The organism is Paenibacillus validus NBRC 15382, assembly GCF_004000985.1.
In the GTDB taxonomy this organism is placed as follows: Bacteria; Bacillota; Bacilli; order Paenibacillales; family NBRC-103111; genus Paenibacillus_G; species Paenibacillus_G validus.
The window spans coordinates 33,925-49,965 of record NZ_BIMH01000004.1; the positions used below are offsets into that span (position 1 = coordinate 33,925).

A 16,041-nucleotide genomic window follows, 5' to 3' on the forward strand; every position below is an offset into this window, starting at 1 on the left:
AAATATAGTCCAATTTGTGAATTGACATGAATTGTTGCACGAAATGTGATAACGTAAGGGTAAACGCGTATTACCGATTGAAGGAGCTGCAAATGAACGCCGTATTTCAACGATTTATTGCCATTCTCTTGCTTGTCATTCCCGGGTTCATGGCAACGTACGGATTTTTGGCCATGAAAGACGCTTGGTTCGCTCAATTCGACGTCAATGACGGCGATGCGGGTATCCTGTGGTGGAAATTGGCCCTCGGGTTTATTTTATTCGGTCTGGGCGTCGCTTTTATCGGCGGTTGGATTTTTTTCCGCGATCGTAAACGCAATTATGTCGCCCCCCGTTTCCGGCAAAAACGCAAAAAGAGATAGGCGCGCGCCTATCTACACCGGATAAAGCTCTCCGTTCTTGGGAGAGCTTTATTTATTTACCTTCAGCTCCTGGCCTACCGGACAACAGCCGGCGAATGGCTTGAACAGCTCACGCCTTCTCGCCGGAGCAAATTTATTGCGTACCCGCCGTTAACGTCTCCAGCGCCTGCTGTACCCTTGTCGCGCCCTGCGATAGCGTATGACCGCTGCCCACCGCCGAAGCGACCGCCATCGCCTCCATAACTTCTTGCTGTGAAGCTCCCGAGGCAATCGCTTCCTGCACATGATAATACGTGCATACTTCGTTGTTGGCGAACAGGCTGATGCCCAGTGCTATCAATTGTTTATGCTTTGCTTCAAGCGCGCCCGGATCGAAACAGATCCCGGTGAAATTATGGTATGCCTCGACCATCGTCGGCATCAGTTCCTGTATGCGGCCTACTCCGATTTTATACGAATCCACTTTTGGGTCTGAATGGGCTTGCTCCATTGTGCTCGTCAGCCTCCCTACCTCGCATACTTGCGCCGAGTCCGTTCGACGCCAATTGTCATAAACACCACTTTTGTTACATTGCCCAGGTTAAAAGGCCCGTATACCCTCTGAATGAATGGATAAAAAAAGAAAATACTTACAAAATTGTACACCTTCCGAGCAATTCCGTATGGTATAATGAAATTTATTCCAGCTCAAGGAGTAGATTCAATGCAAAAGATATGCCAAAAAATTGTTCGTGTTCAGAACGGTCTGATTACGGAAATTTATGATGGCTTGATCTACCGCGACTTCAACGATAATGATCGCGCAATCAAGGAACTGTTGATGGAAGATGTCGGCATGGATTTCGATGCGATGTTACAAACTTATGAGAAGTTGATTTATGACTTAGCTTCTTCCAACATAGACAACCCAGATATGCAAGCAATGATCAAGAACCGTTTGCCCGAAGGCTGGTTGGACTGGGCCGAAACCATCTACCGGGAAGAAGGAAGACAAGAGCAATCGCTTCAGCAGAAGAGTCATCCGATCCTGTAATTGCCTGCGCTTCGCAGGCATAGCCGGCCTCGCGCTGTTCCATACTAAAGTCGTCACTTACGATGTTCGAGGATGGAGGTTACTATCTGTATGTTGAATCAGCTTGAGAGCTCCTACAATTGTGCCAATGCCGGTCAAGATCTTCACGAGCTTCAGCAGGAACTTGAATCGCTTCAGCAAACTTCCGGTAACCCGGATCAAGAGACAACCGATACGATCAACAGGCTGGAAAATCAAATTCGCTTTATCAAAAATAAATGCGAAATTCGCCCGTAATTCGTTAACGAAAGCCTACGCTCCAGATATCGAGAAAGCACACTTTTCATCCCTCTCGCTTCTTTATATAGAAAGAAGCCGGGAGGGCTTATTTGTACGCCGAGACATTTCCCAACAACCGGGCCACTAAGCGAGCTGGTCACCGGTCCCATTAAATAAAGGATGTCATCAAGCCCTTCTTGACCACCCGATATACAGCGTCAGCCGTTGTTCAGGACGTCTCTCTTAAGATCCCTTGCTCGGCGAACACGAAAAAGACATGGAGAGTTTATTCCTCCATGTCTTTCGTAAATATTTATGGCGTCGTCGTCGTTCCGCCTGGCGTCGTCGTCGTCCCGCCCGGTGTTGTCGTCGTGCCCCCTGGCGTTGTCCCAGATGGAATAACGATATAGCCCTTATCTGCTAAAGACTTAATAACTTTGATGACTTCCGCTCTTGTCATTGATTTGTCAGGTTGAAAAGTTCCATCCGGATACCCGTCGATGATTCCCAAATTAGAGCTCCATTGAACGCTTTCTGCGTACCATTCTCCACTCGGAACATCGCTAAACTTGTGTTGTGCCGTATCTGTTGGCGTAGTGGTTGTATCGGTATTTCCTGGCGTAGTTGCTGCATCTAGAGGTCGAACAAGCCCTCTATTTTGGTTAACCATGTTATGATGGCGGTAATTCGTCGATTGCGACCTTACATTATTCGTGCCATTCGCATTGCAACCCACCAATAAAGATACGGAAACCACAACCGCAGTTAAAGATAAGCTGACTTTGTTCACGTCTTATCACTCCTTTCGTGGATTCGCCCTTATGATTTACAGAACCGAATAAAAATAAATCACTCAAGCGAAGCGAAAGTATGGGAATACAGACAAAATAATCACGCCCTCGAACGTGCAAAATCACATTTTCACCCGTAACCGTAGGACAACTTTTTCGTCAATGGTTAACCATGCCATAAGATTATACATGTGAGCATAAAATAAAATAGATCAAGGACGGAGGATGAACCGCAATGGAACATTGGTATATTTGGCAGCCGAAAGTCACTAATGCTCTGAAAACCATAAATGACCAATTATATCATAAATTAGCTGCCGATTTCTCTTTAATTATGGGAGCGGAAGTTTTCGTATCGATCCTTAAGCATGAGGATAGTTGGAAGATTTGCTATCAAGCGCCGCATAGTGAAAGTGACTTGTTTACGTTTATTTTCAGCTTATATGATCCGGCTAAGAAGGAATACTTGTACAGCGGATTTGAAATCGAGGAACCGACCATCGATATTCACAAGCTGCTCGTACTTCCTCAGGGACAAGGTCTGGCCACACAGATCATGTATAAATTTTTGGAGAAAATGACCGAAATGCAATCGTTCTCGAGAATTGTTCTTCGAGCGGAGAGCAAGGACGAGGCAAAATTTTGGCAGCGTTTCGGGTTTCAATTCAAAGCAAGAACAAGTCCCTATTTGCCTGCGATGAGTTTAGATCTAAAACCGGATATCGGCAAATCCAAAAGCTTGCATGTAAATATCCGGTATAAATCGATATAAATGAGCGTACGGGGAATCATTAAGGAACCCTATGGGTGATAAGACTACAGGGATTACAAAGGGATGCTCTCTGGTATTAACAAATAAAACCAGAGAGAATTTCCATCACCCTCCAAATGTAATAGATAGTTATATTTCCCACCTTCCCTTCCCCATCGATTATTACCTTCAGTCTTTTAATACGATCTTCTATTGGATACCCGCTTGACTGCAACAAAAAAAACGGCATCACCTAGATACCGTTTCAAACGAATATCGTATCTTCTAATTGGAAATAATGATTCAACGACGCTTTTTGCCTTACTCATTTTTTTTGAGGTCATATGCCTAAAACCCCCGAGTCAATTTCGGAGGTAATCGTAGCATCAAAGCTCACCGTTAGGGCGGGCTTCCGGTTATGATCTTCTTTTGCCCATAAAAAAGGTTTTATTTACTTTCTTAACGGCAAGCGGTACAAGCTTATAACTTTGTACCATCGGACTTTTACATAAAGGACAGCCAGGCGATTCTTCGTGTACAAACTCTTCGCGTACCCATGCATTGCAATTCGTATCTTCGCACTTCCAGATCCGTAATTCCTGTTTCTGTTCTGCCAACGTCGGCGTTTCCAATCGATTTCCCCCCTGCATTATCATGACAATTTATTATAATACGGTTGAGGAAAATTATGCAGCCTTTATCCGCTCAAAATTTAAAATTTTTTATTAGGGCTTTCAAGCCTGCGAAAATAGCTTCAAAGATCGTAATATAGCAATAATCACGGGGCTTGAATGATTAAGCAATAATTAGACCATATTAACTTTGCTGTAAAGCACAAAACTCATTTAGGAGGTGTATTCGATGGCTGACCAACAATCCGGCCAACAAAATCAGGATGCCGAGATCCAAGCCCATAATGCCGTGAAACATGCACTAAGTGAATTGAATCAAGCCCAGGATAATAACACGGATCGACGACATGACATTCAGGCTGCCCAAGAACAGCTTGATCAAGCCCACTTACAATTAGCACAAGCACGAAATGCGGATTCCGATAACCCGAGCACATCCTCGTAATTGAAGCTGCCCCTCCATTTATGGAGGGGTTCTCTTTTTATACAAAATACAAAACCCAATAAATCAAATTCGATTAATCGGGTAGATGAGGTAAGTTTATCGGTTCCAAAGCGGTTTATCGGCTTTCATAAACAGACTGCACACAGTTTCCATCCTCCGAAACCCGCATCATTGCGCCACTAATTATCCTTTCACGACACCTTATGCTCGATCCGAAGCTTATCCGCCACCATCGCAATGAACTCGCTAAAGGTAGTGGAAAATGTAGGATTATTTATTGCAGGGGTTTCGGATGTCAATTCCTTTTGGAGGAAAAAGCCTTGTCCTACAAGGCTTTCGAGGGGCCGGTCCAACCGAGTAGAAAGTTTGTTGCAGTTCTATGTATTTGTTGGATTACCAGCCTGGGTGTTTGTTGCACCCCCTTATCGAAAGGAGATCAAACATGACCGTTTCACCCTTTTTGTCAAAGAAGAAAAATGCACCGGTCCGCAAGATCCCACTCCAAGACATCATGGACCGATTTCTCTCAGCCAAACGTACCGAAGAGTTTATGCGTTTTCAGCGTTGGCTTGACTCCACTGGTTTAAAGGAAATCAACTCGAGTACCATTCAGGCGTATATTACCCATCTGACCTATGAAAAGGTTAAATGGGACGATCACCCTACTAACCCCAACGGCCCGGTAGGCCTGAGCCCTAGAACCGTCAATAATACCATTCGGAACTTGAAATCGTTGTTTAACTGGGCAACTACTGAGAAATACTACACTGAGTCACCGGTACAAAACCTCAAATATCAAACTCAGGACGACGAACACTTTGAGGTGTTTAGCGACGAGCAGGTACTCAAACTTTTAAATGAACCGCATCGTAAAACCTTCACAGGCTATCGAGACTATGTCATGATGCTTGTTTTACTCGATACCGGCATGCGTATTGGAGAACTTACATCGCTTAAAATATCCGATATTGACTTTCAGCTCAACCAAATTGTCATTCCGGGTCCCGTGACCAAAACAAAGCAAACTCGTGTGGCCCCGATCTCGAAAATCACAAGCCACGAGCTGCGGGAACTAATTGCTTACTGTAATCTTGAAGAGGGCGAGTATGTATGGATTACACAATTCAGACAGCGGTACATGGCCGATACTTTCAGTAAAATGCTGAAGAATTACGGTAGAAAAGCCGGGATTACCAATGTACGTATATCACCTCATACATTTCGCCATTACTTTGCCACTAAGTTTCTTCTGAATGGTGGGGATCCGGTAGCCTTACAGCGCATTTTGGGACACCGGGATATTAGGATGATCAGCATCTATGTCAATTATACAAAAGCGGATCTTCGTGAACAACATGAGAAGTACAGTCCAGTGCTTTCATTAAACCCGACTAACCCTCATCGAAAACGGGGGAAGGTGAAACTAAAATGAGCGATATTAAGAACAAAGCGGACGCACTAAGCGATGTACTTGAAAACTTACAAACGGCTCATCATCTTATAACCGATACCATTAAGCCTTGCCATAATGCGGATCATTTATCCTTCTTCTTCCCGCAATGTTGTCTGTCCAAAGCAAAATGTGCACTTTGTCGGAAATCGTTGCTTCGCTGATGGACGCAGAAGTCGATACAAAATAAGACATACCGTGATGCCATTGAGGATGAAGGCAACATACTTTTTGTTATGCCTTTAAATGGGTAATGGTAACTCAGCATCAAACTTCGTGGGTCGATTCCAGAATCCTGATTTCCATGGCATGGACACATTTCCACCAGATAGGCGGCAACGAACTGTACAAATTAAATGTCCCTTGGCTTAGGCCAAGGGACATTTAATCTTCACGCTATGATTTTCTTTTTGGGATTTCCATACCATGTTATGCAATTCGTTGGGTGGGTTTGTCCGATCTAACCAGGTGTACAATCGGGACTGGAAGGAAAAACAATTAGGAGGTCGTGCTACAATTCCCACTGATTGACCTTTCTTTCTTTATCCAATTAAAATATTATTACAAGTTGAGCAGCCGAGTGTGGGGTGCAGGGGGCTAGCCCCTTGCGTCTCCCCCGCAGGGGGACGGAAGGGGGAGGTTTTATGCTTTTCCTTTACTTGAATTATGGTAGTGTTTTGACCGATTCTTAAAGACTATTAGATGTATATCGTTATTTATGATAGGTTATATGTAATAAACATCAAATCCTATAAACTGGAAGATATCCCACACTATTCGTTCTAAATTTTAGTAATTGAAAGGAGATTAAACTATGACAGAAATTCAAATCAAGATAAAAGACAGGATTCCTAGAAGATCTTCACATGAATTAATTTTAAACATGGCGAGATTCGGTCATTATGCAAATCATTTTAAAAACAAACCTGATGCTGAAATTAAAAGAACGATGAATGTACGAGGAGTGAAATTTGAAGAAGAAGTTGAGAAATGCCGTACCTTTTCTAACAATGTAATATTTTTTGAAAACCTAATTGGGAGTACTTGGACAATAAGCAAAGGGGCTAAAATTTCTGTAGTTGATAATGTCACAGGTAAGGAAAGTGATCCCATTGAAGGGCCAGGCACTATAGCCTTAGGAGCATATAATGGTTTGTTTGAACAGTCTCTTGAACTACTAAAGGAATCAATAGAAAAAAATAGTTACTCCCTATACTTAAGCTCCATCACTAATGGGATAGCTTCAATTGAAGCTTATATTAAAGAGTGGACTGAGAGATACAATTATTTAAACCCTGATATTAAACTAATAGACACCAAACATAATAAAGTCAGTTTCGACGACAAAATAGATAATTGGATTCCTCAGATGCTTAATGGAAAGAAGCTTGATAAAGGCAATACAATTTGGGCTCATTTTAAAATTCTAAGATCAATAAGAGATAAAGAAGCAGTTCACTTCCAAACTGGGAGTTTTGGTATAAGTTATAAGGACTTAGTAGAAAAAATGAATTTATATAAAACAGGTATTGCAGGAATGCTTTTTGAACTACATAAGTTATTTAATCAAGTAGTGCCGTCTAACATAATAAGGGTTAGCTATTTTCCAGAAATATACCTTGATGACTAATCTCAATTTAGGCTATGGCCTATTAAGGTCGATAAGGTCCGTATCATAATTTTGGTGTAATTCAATACATTGCGTGGGGGGCGATAATAAATGACAACGATTCAGCATGTGGCAAATTTTATAGTATCTGTCGGACGTATAACACCTGACGGGGTTAATTTATTGGGCACAGCATTCGTAGTAGCGCATAATAAGTTAGCCACTACAAAGCACGTAACAAATGGTGATGACACGAATCTTATAATTATAGTTCCAAAAGTACGATCAATTAATGAGTACCAAGACACATCCGATAACAAAATACAAACTATAAAAGCTAGAATATGTGAAATCGATCCTTTTAAAGACATATGCATCTTAACAATTGAACATGAAGTCGCTACTCAATATCATCTATCTAGTACTGACACTATCCAACCTGGCTCACCTGTTATCACCTATGGTTTCCCACACGCAAACCACGGTAGATTAGTATTAACTCAACAAGATACACATGTAGGAGCAAAAATACTTATTGACTCTAATGGAATAAAAAGCAAACACATTGTACTAAATACACTTGCTAGGCCGGGACAATCAGGAGGACCCGTTTTTAACCCTTCAAACATGTCAATTATTGGTATGCTAATTGGTGCCTATATTCCAAACGGTGGTAGCGGTGTTTTAGTTGGAGGAATAGACCCAGCTTCATTAAATCAAACTACACATGTTATTTCGGCGGAATATATTAGGGAGATGATTTAAATTGAATACGTTAGAGGATATCTTAAAGAAGGATACAAATTGGCTTGATGCTTTGCCAGCCTATCAGAATAAAAGTATTCATGAATTACTAGAACAAGGAAAAACATACGAAGAGGTAGCAATTATTTGGCTAACCGCTAATGGTTCTGAGAACACGTATCCATTTGGCTCACAAAATACCAAGTCCTTGTTCTTTGAAAAGCTAATGGAAGAAGTCGAAAAATTTATATGTCGAGAAGATACATATGCAGAGGAAAAGAAACAACTATTCACCCAATTTAAAGCAGGTGATGTATATGTAATCACTTTTATATCAACTGCTATCGCCCCTATTGTAGGTGCTTCTGCATCTTTGATTGCTCCAGCAATTGCTTTAATACTAATGACAGTTTTAAGAATGGGTTTAAATGCCTGGTGTTCGTTACGTCAAGAATTAAAACATGAAAACTCTGGACAATCTTAATAGGTTCGCAAAAAGAAAAAACACCAATTGGAATGGTCAGCCATCTGGATGTTGTGAAATATCAGAATTACCTCAAGAAGGACAAACTGAAATGGGATGATCATTACAGCAATAAGAATTGCCAAACCCATCAGGTTGGGCTCAAATCGACAACCGTAAATAATGCTATCCAATATCTAAAAGCCTTCTTTAATTTCTTGGATAACGAGCAAATAATAGAGGTAAATCCTATGAATGGAATCGAGAAGTGCAAGGTTGAAGTGGAATACAACTTTCTGAATGATTATGAAGCGAAGCGTTTCTTGAGCAAACTGGATAAAGAATTTCGTCGTAAGGGCGATTTTGATTTACTTCGGGAAATCTGCATCGTCAAATTTATGCTAGAGACCGGAATCCGGGCGAGTGAATGCCTGCAACTTTTGCCAAGCGACGTTTTTCTGAATCAGAGCTATATTCATATACGGGCAGAAATTGCGAAAAATCGAAAGGCACGAATTGTGCCCATTTCAAACCCCGTCCTCCACTGTTTGAGTCACATCATTCGGGAACAGAGAAAAATTGAATTGGTTAAACCTGAATGCACTGGGTTGTGGTTTAAAAAAGACGGAACACGTTATACCTACGGCAGTTTATCCAAGCGGATCAAGACGTTTGCAAAATGGGCAGAGATTCCGAAAGAAAAAGTGTATTGTCATAATTTTCGGCATTACTGTGCTACCAGTCGGTTAAAGGCAGGTGAAATCGGAAACGGCCGTCCAGCAAATTATGGGTCATATCGATCCGAAAATGTTGAGGCTCTATGTCCATTATAAACGATTTGGTGCAGAGCAACAGCAAGTTTAGTCCGTTACTCAAAATAACCAATTCCCCTGGAGCCAAAAAGAAAGAACAAAAGTTTGACATCAACATTGATCCAGAGGATATCCCTTCACTTGTAGGATAACCAGTACCGAGCCACGATATGTACGTGAAAAGACCCTCAAATGTGCAGAGGGTCTTTGTTTTTTTCTCGTATTTTTTACCAAAAATAATTGACAAACAATGGGTACGGAATTAAAATGGGCTTATTTCTTGGAAAGGAGATTTGTTGCCATGATGGCCAAATATTTGTTGGAATGATGCATTTGGTCGGCCTTCAAAATCCTCTGAAATTGACACCTTCAAAACCCCGAAAGCCCTTGCCCCACAAGGCTTTAGCTCACTTTATGCTCGATCCTTAATTTATCCGCCACCATCGCGATGAATTCGCTGTTTGTCGGCTTGGACTTACTTATATTGATCGTATAACCGAACAGGTGGCTGATGCTGTCGATGTTGCCGCGCGTCCAGGCGACTTCAATCGCGTGGCGGATGGCACGTTCGACGCGGCTCGGCGTCGTTTTGTATTTTTCGGCGATAGCCGGATAGAGCGTTTTCGTAATGGCGCCCAGAATCTCGATATTGTTGTAAACCATCGTAATCGCTTCACGCAAATATTGATAGCCTTTAATATGCGCCGGAACGCCGATCTCATGGATGATCGTTGTAATGTTGGCGTCCAGATTCTTGCCCTTTGGCAGTTGGACGACATTCGCTTTCATCGGCGATGGCGACGACATCATCGGCATCGACTGTGAACTATTCACCAGCTGGCGTATGCGATTCGTAAGAATTTCCATATCGAACGGTTTCAAAATATAATAGGAAGCGCCCAATTGAACCGCTTTCTGCGTTATATTCTCTTGACCGAATGCGGTGAGCATGATGATCTTGGGCTGCGGGTTCAAATCCATTTCGCGAAGTTTCTCAAGAACGCCCAAACCGTCCAGGTGCGGCATAATAATATCCAGAATTAATACATCGGGCACCTGACCGCTTTGCTCAATTAAACGAAGTACATCATTCCCGTTATAGGCAACGCCGGAAACGCGCATATCCTCTTGCTCGTCAATAAATTCGGATAATAAGTTCGTAAATTCACGGTTATCATCTGCTAAAAGAACTTCAATAGTTTGCAACGTTATACTCCTCCTTCATTTGCGGCAATTAACTTTAGCATTATTTACCTAAGTATATTATTTCGACAGATAGCCTAAAATTCCTTCTGTCGAATATTATTTTTCTGGATTTTTTTTCTGATATCTATTATAATTAAAAATTTAATTCATTAAAATACAATTATCGACAAAAGCAGAGGGAATCCCCTCTATTTTCTCTAGGTTAGACGGGTTGCACGCGAAATTTGTTTCAATAACATCAAGACAAAAAAACTGAAGACCGTTAACTGGCCTTCAGTTGTTGTTCGGGCTTCGACTCCGATTCCGTTATCGTACCGGGCGCTCTTAGCATGATGCCTGCATCCTGCAGCATCCATTCGATAAAACAACCGTATCCGCTCGCCGGATCGTTCACGAAGACATGGGTGACGGCGCCGACGACTTTACCGCTCTGAATGATCGGGCTGCCGCTCATGCCCTGCACGATGCCGCCTGTCTTATCCAACAACCGGGGGTCGGTAATCTTGATGACCATCCCTTTCGTTGCCGGGAACTCCTGTTTCGCGACGTGGACGACTTCGATATCGAATTTCTCGACTTTCTGACCGTTCACCACCGTATAAATTTGCGCTGGCCCTTCGCGCACTTCTTCGGCAAAAGCGACAGGCATTGCTTTATCATATAAACTGTGATCCGGGGCATTGAACATTTTACCGAAAATGCCGAACTGCGTATTTTTCTCAATGTTGCCAATCGACTTGCTTTCCTTCGAAAACTGAGCCCGCTTCTCCCCCGGTTCCCCATTCTGACTTTTCGAGATGGAGGTGACGTTGGAGTGCACGATATCGCCCCCGCCGACTACAATTGGCGTTTGTGTATCCATATCGGTTATTACATGTCCAAGGGCGCCGTATACGCCCTGATCCGGCGCATAGAACGTCAATGTGCCCACACCTGCCGCCGAATCCCGAATATAGAGGCCGAGCCGATAAGCTTTATCGACCGCATCGTATGCCGGCGTTATCGGGATCTCTAAGGTTTCGTTGTTTCGCACAATCGTAAGCACAATCGGTTTCTTGCTTTCGCCGGCCGCTTTGACAAGCTCAGCCACTTTACTTACGTCCTGGATCGGCTTACCGTTCATTTTGACAATGAGATCGCCCAGCTGTACCTTCGCTTCCTCACCAGGAGACGACCTTTTATCCTCGGCAACCGAGACGAGATGATGGCCTACGACCATGATACCCGCCGATTTCAGCTTAACGCCGATCGTCTGGCCGCCGGGAATCACTTTCAAATCCGGAACAACGTTTACTTTCACGGTTTTGAGCGGAATCGCACCGAATAATTTCAGTTTCATTTCCGCTTTTCCTGCCCGGTAGGACTCTAAGGAGATCGGCTGATGAAGATCAACGCGGAAGGAATGCTCCGTGGAACCATTAACTTTAATGATTTCGGGATGATTGACCGTTACTTGTGCGCTGACCGGCATGACCAAATTCAAATGAGCCTCTTGACCGGAAAATAATCGAAGTTCCTCGGGGAATGAGGCAAAGCTGCGGAATGGGGTGGTCAAGCTACCCAAACAAACGAAGAGGACGAGCAGTAATCCAATCAATCTTTTTCTCTGGTTGGAACTCAATTCGCTCACGCTCCCTTGCTTCCTTTGCTTAGCGGCACCAAGCTCTACGATGGCTTCAAAAAGCTGGCGTCACACCTGCAATCCATGACCTTACTTGCGCTTAGATCACTTGGCAGCACCGCCGTTTGTGTACCTTTAAGGTAACCCCGCGCTCCCGCTTTTATAACTCCAAAATGCTCCCACCCCGTCAGAGCATCTTTGCTTTTTTATCATTGGCTAAGGCTAACATTTCCTGCGCATGCTCGATCGTTTTGTCCGTTACTTCAACCCCGCCGAGCATCCGCGCAAGCTCATGCGCCCGGTCGCTTCCGTGTAAATCCTCGATCCGCGTGTACGTCCGATCTTCATCGGTCGTCTTGCGGATAAGATAATGCACGTCGGCCATGCAGGCCACCTGTGGCAGGTGGGTGATCGAGAAAACCTGGCAGCTTCGCGACAGCTTGGACATGCGTTCGGCGATCGCTTGCGCGGCGCGCCCGCTTACCCCGGTATCCACCTCATCGAACACGAGTACGGGAATACGGTCAACGCGGGCGAATATTGATTTCAGCGCCAGCATCACGCGCGAAATTTCCCCGCCTGAGGCAATTTTGCTTAACGAGCGGAGCGGTTCTCCGGGGTTTGCCGAAATAAGAAACTCCACTTGATCCGCACCCTCGGGCGTAAACTTGCGCTCGCCTTCCGCCGCGAAGTGCACTTTAAATTGCGTTCGTTCCATATGTAATTCGCGAAGCTCAACCACGATCTCCCCGGACAGCCGTTCCGCGACAGCCATCCGTTTCAGCGTCAAGTCGGAAGCTAAGCGCCCGAGCAGCTCGACAGCCTGCCGTTCCTCCCGCTGCAGCTCCTGCAGCCGTTCGTCCTTATGTTCGATGAGGTGGAGCTCCGCCTCGATTTTGTCCGCATAGGTCAGAATATCTGCTACGTTATCTCCATATTTTCTCCGAAGTGTGGAAATCGTATCCAGTCTTTGTTCGATAAAATCGAGCCGCGCCGGGTTGAATTCGATCTCGTCGCGATAATCGCGAATTTGATACGCGGCGTCCTCCAGCTGATAGAACGCCGATTGAACTTGCTCTGCTAACGGCTGCAGCCTGACCGTATCGTAAGACGCAATGTCTTGCAGCTTCTGGACGGCTCGTCCAATCGCATCAAGCCCCTTGCTGCCGCCGTATATAAGCTCGTAGGCGTCCGCCGCGTTCTGATACAGCTTCTCGGCGTTGGACAGCTTCCGCTTCTCTTCCTGCAGCGCCTCGTCTTCGCCCGGCTTCAGCTTGGCCGAACGGATTTCTTCCACTTGGAATTTGTATAAATCGGCCATCTGAAGGGCCTGCTGGCTCGTTTCCTGAAGCTCGCGCACCTGCTTGCGGATCGATTGGTAAGCGGCATAAGCCTGGCGGTATTCCCGTTTGACCGGACCGATCTCCGCTTCACCGAACATATCCAGCAGGCGGATGTGCTCCTCCGTCTTAAAGAGCGACTGATGCTCATGCTGTCCGTGAATGTTAACGAGCCATTCCCCGATCTCTTTCAGCATCGCCAAATTCACCAGCTGACCGTTCACCCGGCTCGTGCTTTTGCCCTGTGCCGAAATTTCTCTGCGTATAATAAGATGCTCTTCTGAAACGCCTTCTATGCCTAACCGGGATAACGCTTCCCGTACCGGATGATCGGCCCCGACTTGGAACAAAGCTTCGATCGAAGCTTTATCGCTCCCGTACCTCACCAAATCGGAGGAGCTCCTGCCGCCCGCAATCAAGCTTAAGGCGTCGATTATAATCGATTTGCCGGCTCCGGTTTCCCCGGTCAGAACGTGAAAGCCGGATTTGCAATGGAGCTCCACATGCTCGATCACGGCTAAATGACGAATGGACAATTCCAACAGCATAAGCGCACCTCTTCCCCTGCGATTAACTTAGCATTCCGAGAATTTGATTGACCACATGGACGCTCTGATCCTTCGTCCGGCAAATGATCAAGATCGTATCGTCGCCGCAAATAGTCCCCATAATCTCATTCCATTCCAGACTGTCGATCAGGGCGCCGATCGCATTCGCCGTGCCGGGCAAGCTCTTCAGCACGACCAGATTCTCCGAGTAATCGATATGGACGAAGTGGTCGTTCAGCGCGCGGCGGAGCCGCTGCAGCGGATTGTATCTTTGATCCGCCGGCATCGAATATTTATATCGTCCGTCGTCGAGCGGTACTTTGATCAGATGCATTTCTTTGATATCCCGCGAAATGGTCGCCTGGGTGACGTGAAAACCGCCGTTGCGCAGCTGCTCCACCAGTTCATCCTGCGTTTCGATTTCGTTGTTCGTAATAATTTCGCGAATTTTCACATGTCGTTGACCCTTCATAGGTTCCTCCCTGAGGTATGTGATCGGCTATGTGTGAACATTAAAGTTCCTCTTCATCCGGTTCGGTTAAGCTGAACCGGTAACAATCGATAAGCTTGTCCTGCAGATGCACGTAAAGGACGCCGGCGGTTTGCGCATCCAACAGTTGGTAGACGAACAACCGGTCGCGGACCGCGCTGCCTGTTTTCTCAAGCGGCTTACGATCCTTGGCCAGCTTAACGGCGTAATATTCCCCGTCCCGCTCCGCCATATAATCGATAAACAACCGGCTTTGCAGCGACTCCGAATCGTTCACCAAAATATATACGGGCACGCGCCGTTTGCCGCTCAACACCCGGTATCCGTATTCCCCGAGTAATAGTGTCGCTTCATCCTCGGGAACGGCTTCTTCCGTTAACCACTCCAAGGGCGGCACTTGCTCCACCGTTTCGCGCATTTTTCCCCGAAGGTACTTATACAGCCAGAAAATGAGCACGACGATGAGGAGAATCACAATGAAACCGTCTCCGCTTTGCATGGCATCACCTCGGGTAGTACTATTCGAGGAAAATGCGCCAATCTCCTCTATAATTGGCAAAAAAACTCATCCCGGTTACGTCGGACAGACGTTGCCGTCCGTCCTCCAATAACGCGCAGGCCAAGCGAAATTACCGCTTCAACCCTGGGATGAGTCCTGCATGCTTTGCGACTCCTGCACGACAGCCCGAATGAGAGCATCCAGCTCCGGCTCCGGGATGACGCCTTGTATGGATTTTTGTAAATAAGCTAAAAATTCGATGTTCCCTTCGCCGCCCTTGATCGGAGAGAACGTTAACCCGCGCAGGGCGAAACCGTTCTGCTGGGCGAAGCGCAGCACCGTCTCCAGCACTTCCCGGTGTACGGCCGGCTCGCGGACGACGCCCGTCTTCGGCACCTTCTCCCGGCCAGCCTCAAACTGAGGCTTTACGAGCGCCACAACCGTCCCATCGTCGGCTAACAAGCCGTGGAGGGCCGGCAATATAAGCTTCAGCGAGATGAACGACACGTCGATCGACGCGAAAGTCGGCTGAGGCCCTTGAAGATCCCCGGGCTGCATGAAACGGAAATTTGTGCGTTCCATCACGCACACCCGCGGATCCTTACGCAGCGACCAATCCAATTGATTGTATCCGACGTCGACGGCGTAAACGTAGGCCGCGCCATGCTGCAAGGCGCAGTCCGTGAAGCCGCCGGTCGACGCCCCGATATCGAGCATCGTCACACCGCTCACGTCGATCTCGAACTTGCGGAGCGCCTTCTCCAGCTTCAATCCCCCACGGCTGACGTAGGGGTGCAGCGCGCCCTTGACGACAATCGCTGCGGCTTTGGGCACTTTCGTGCCCGCCTTGTCGACCGGTTCGCCCGCTACGGAGACGAGCCCCGCCATAATGGCGGATTTCGCCTTCTCGCGCGTTTCGAACAGTCCGCGTTCGACAAGAAGAACGTCCAGCCGTTCCTTTTCCGTTTTATCCGATGCCATGAACCT

Annotated in this window: 19 protein-coding genes; 10 read left to right on the top strand and 9 right to left on the bottom strand. The window is 45.8% G+C overall.

The features are described 5' to 3' along the window. Nucleotides 1–92: 92 nt before the first annotated feature. A complete protein-coding gene (locus PVA01S_RS04255; protein ID WP_127605467.1) occupies nucleotides 93–362 on the top strand; it encodes a DUF2627 domain-containing protein in 270 nt (89 codons plus the stop codon). A gap of 133 nt (nucleotides 363–495) precedes the next feature. On the opposite strand, the gene PVA01S_RS04260 is transcribed toward PVA01S_RS04255, so the two are convergent. Beyond that, nucleotides 496–852, bottom strand: coding sequence for a carboxymuconolactone decarboxylase family protein (locus tag PVA01S_RS04260; protein ID WP_054795183.1), 357 nt, complete (start codon nucleotides 850–852; stop codon nucleotides 496–498). Nucleotides 853–1,065: 213 nt separating this feature from the next. On the opposite strand from PVA01S_RS04260, the gene PVA01S_RS04265 reads away from it, so the two are divergent. Beyond that, nucleotides 1,066–1,395: a hypothetical protein gene (locus PVA01S_RS04265; RefSeq protein WP_127605469.1), complete on the top strand. Its 330-nt coding sequence runs from the start codon at nucleotides 1,066–1,068 to the stop codon at nucleotides 1,393–1,395. Between the two features lie 90 nt (nucleotides 1,396–1,485). Next, a complete protein-coding gene (locus tag PVA01S_RS04270) occupies nucleotides 1,486–1,671 on the top strand; it encodes a hypothetical protein (protein WP_054799655.1) in 186 nt (61 codons plus the stop codon). Between the two features lie 295 nt (nucleotides 1,672–1,966). Here PVA01S_RS04270 and PVA01S_RS04275 read toward each other — a convergent pair whose 3' ends face one another. Further along, nucleotides 1,967–2,443, bottom strand: coding sequence for an S-layer homology domain-containing protein (locus PVA01S_RS04275; protein WP_127605471.1), 477 nt, complete (start codon nucleotides 2,441–2,443; stop codon nucleotides 1,967–1,969). 236 nt (nucleotides 2,444–2,679) lie between these two features. On the opposite strand from PVA01S_RS04275, the gene PVA01S_RS04280 reads away from it, so the two are divergent. After that, nucleotides 2,680–3,216: a GNAT family N-acetyltransferase gene (locus PVA01S_RS04280; RefSeq protein ID WP_127605473.1), complete on the top strand. Its 537-nt coding sequence runs from the start codon at nucleotides 2,680–2,682 to the stop codon at nucleotides 3,214–3,216. A 395-nt stretch (nucleotides 3,217–3,611) separates the two neighbouring features. On the opposite strand, the gene PVA01S_RS04285 is transcribed toward PVA01S_RS04280, so the two are convergent. Next, on the bottom strand, nucleotides 3,612–3,827 hold the full coding sequence (locus PVA01S_RS04285) for a cold-inducible protein YdjO-related protein (protein WP_236595934.1): 216 nt from the start codon (nucleotides 3,825–3,827) through the stop codon (nucleotides 3,612–3,614). A 229-nt stretch (nucleotides 3,828–4,056) separates the two neighbouring features. Here PVA01S_RS04285 and PVA01S_RS04290 point away from each other — a divergent pair, with 229 nt between their 5' ends. From PVA01S_RS04290 to PVA01S_RS04315, 6 genes are all read left to right on the top strand, one after another. After that, the gene (locus PVA01S_RS04290; protein WP_054795189.1) at nucleotides 4,057–4,272 is read left to right on the top strand and encodes a hypothetical protein; all 216 of its coding nucleotides are present in this window, start codon (nucleotides 4,057–4,059) and stop codon (nucleotides 4,270–4,272) included. A gap of 442 nt (nucleotides 4,273–4,714) precedes the next feature. Further along, nucleotides 4,715–5,704 (top strand): tyrosine-type recombinase/integrase, encoded by a 990-nt coding sequence (locus PVA01S_RS04295; RefSeq protein WP_127605475.1) that lies wholly within the window; start codon nucleotides 4,715–4,717, stop codon nucleotides 5,702–5,704. 832 nt (nucleotides 5,705–6,536) lie between these two features. Next, nucleotides 6,537–7,352 carry a hypothetical protein gene (locus tag PVA01S_RS04300; RefSeq protein WP_127605477.1) on the top strand — a complete coding sequence of 272 codons (816 nt, stop codon included), beginning with the start codon at nucleotides 6,537–6,539 and terminating at the stop codon, nucleotides 7,350–7,352. Between the two features lie 90 nt (nucleotides 7,353–7,442). Continuing rightward, nucleotides 7,443–8,096 (top strand): trypsin-like serine peptidase, encoded by a 654-nt coding sequence (locus tag PVA01S_RS04305; protein WP_127605479.1) that lies wholly within the window; start codon nucleotides 7,443–7,445, stop codon nucleotides 8,094–8,096. 1 nt (nucleotide 8,097) lies between these two features. Continuing rightward, nucleotides 8,098–8,559 carry a hypothetical protein gene (locus tag PVA01S_RS04310; protein WP_127605481.1) on the top strand — a complete coding sequence of 154 codons (462 nt, stop codon included), beginning with the start codon at nucleotides 8,098–8,100 and terminating at the stop codon, nucleotides 8,557–8,559. 32 nt (nucleotides 8,560–8,591) lie between these two features. Then, nucleotides 8,592–9,371, top strand: a complete 780-nt coding sequence (locus tag PVA01S_RS04315) for a tyrosine-type recombinase/integrase (RefSeq protein ID WP_127605483.1) — start codon at nucleotides 8,592–8,594, stop codon at nucleotides 9,369–9,371. A 381-nt stretch (nucleotides 9,372–9,752) separates the two neighbouring features. On the opposite strand, the gene spo0A is transcribed toward PVA01S_RS04315, so the two are convergent. The 6 genes from spo0A to PVA01S_RS04345 form a co-directional block, all read right to left on the bottom strand. After that, nucleotides 9,753–10,556, bottom strand: a complete 804-nt coding sequence (gene spo0A / locus PVA01S_RS04320; protein WP_127605485.1) for a sporulation transcription factor Spo0A — start codon at nucleotides 10,554–10,556, stop codon at nucleotides 9,753–9,755. A gap of 262 nt (nucleotides 10,557–10,818) precedes the next feature. Then, nucleotides 10,819–12,177 carry a SpoIVB peptidase gene (gene spoIVB / locus PVA01S_RS04325; RefSeq protein WP_244932900.1) on the bottom strand — a complete coding sequence of 453 codons (1,359 nt, stop codon included), beginning with the start codon at nucleotides 12,175–12,177 and terminating at the stop codon, nucleotides 10,819–10,821. Nucleotides 12,178–12,364: 187 nt separating this feature from the next. Then, nucleotides 12,365–14,065: a DNA repair protein RecN gene (recN, locus tag PVA01S_RS04330; protein WP_127605489.1), complete on the bottom strand. Its 1,701-nt coding sequence runs from the start codon at nucleotides 14,063–14,065 to the stop codon at nucleotides 12,365–12,367. Between the two features lie 22 nt (nucleotides 14,066–14,087). Beyond that, on the bottom strand, nucleotides 14,088–14,537 hold the full coding sequence (gene ahrC, locus PVA01S_RS04335; protein ID WP_054795192.1) for a transcriptional regulator AhrC/ArgR: 450 nt from the start codon (nucleotides 14,535–14,537) through the stop codon (nucleotides 14,088–14,090). A 40-nt stretch (nucleotides 14,538–14,577) separates the two neighbouring features. Beyond that, nucleotides 14,578–15,054, bottom strand: coding sequence for a hypothetical protein (locus PVA01S_RS04340; RefSeq protein WP_054795193.1), 477 nt, complete (start codon nucleotides 15,052–15,054; stop codon nucleotides 14,578–14,580). Between the two features lie 138 nt (nucleotides 15,055–15,192). Then, nucleotides 15,193–16,035, bottom strand: coding sequence for a TlyA family RNA methyltransferase (locus PVA01S_RS04345; protein ID WP_127605491.1), 843 nt, complete (start codon nucleotides 16,033–16,035; stop codon nucleotides 15,193–15,195). Nucleotides 16,036–16,041: the final 6 nt, after the last annotated feature.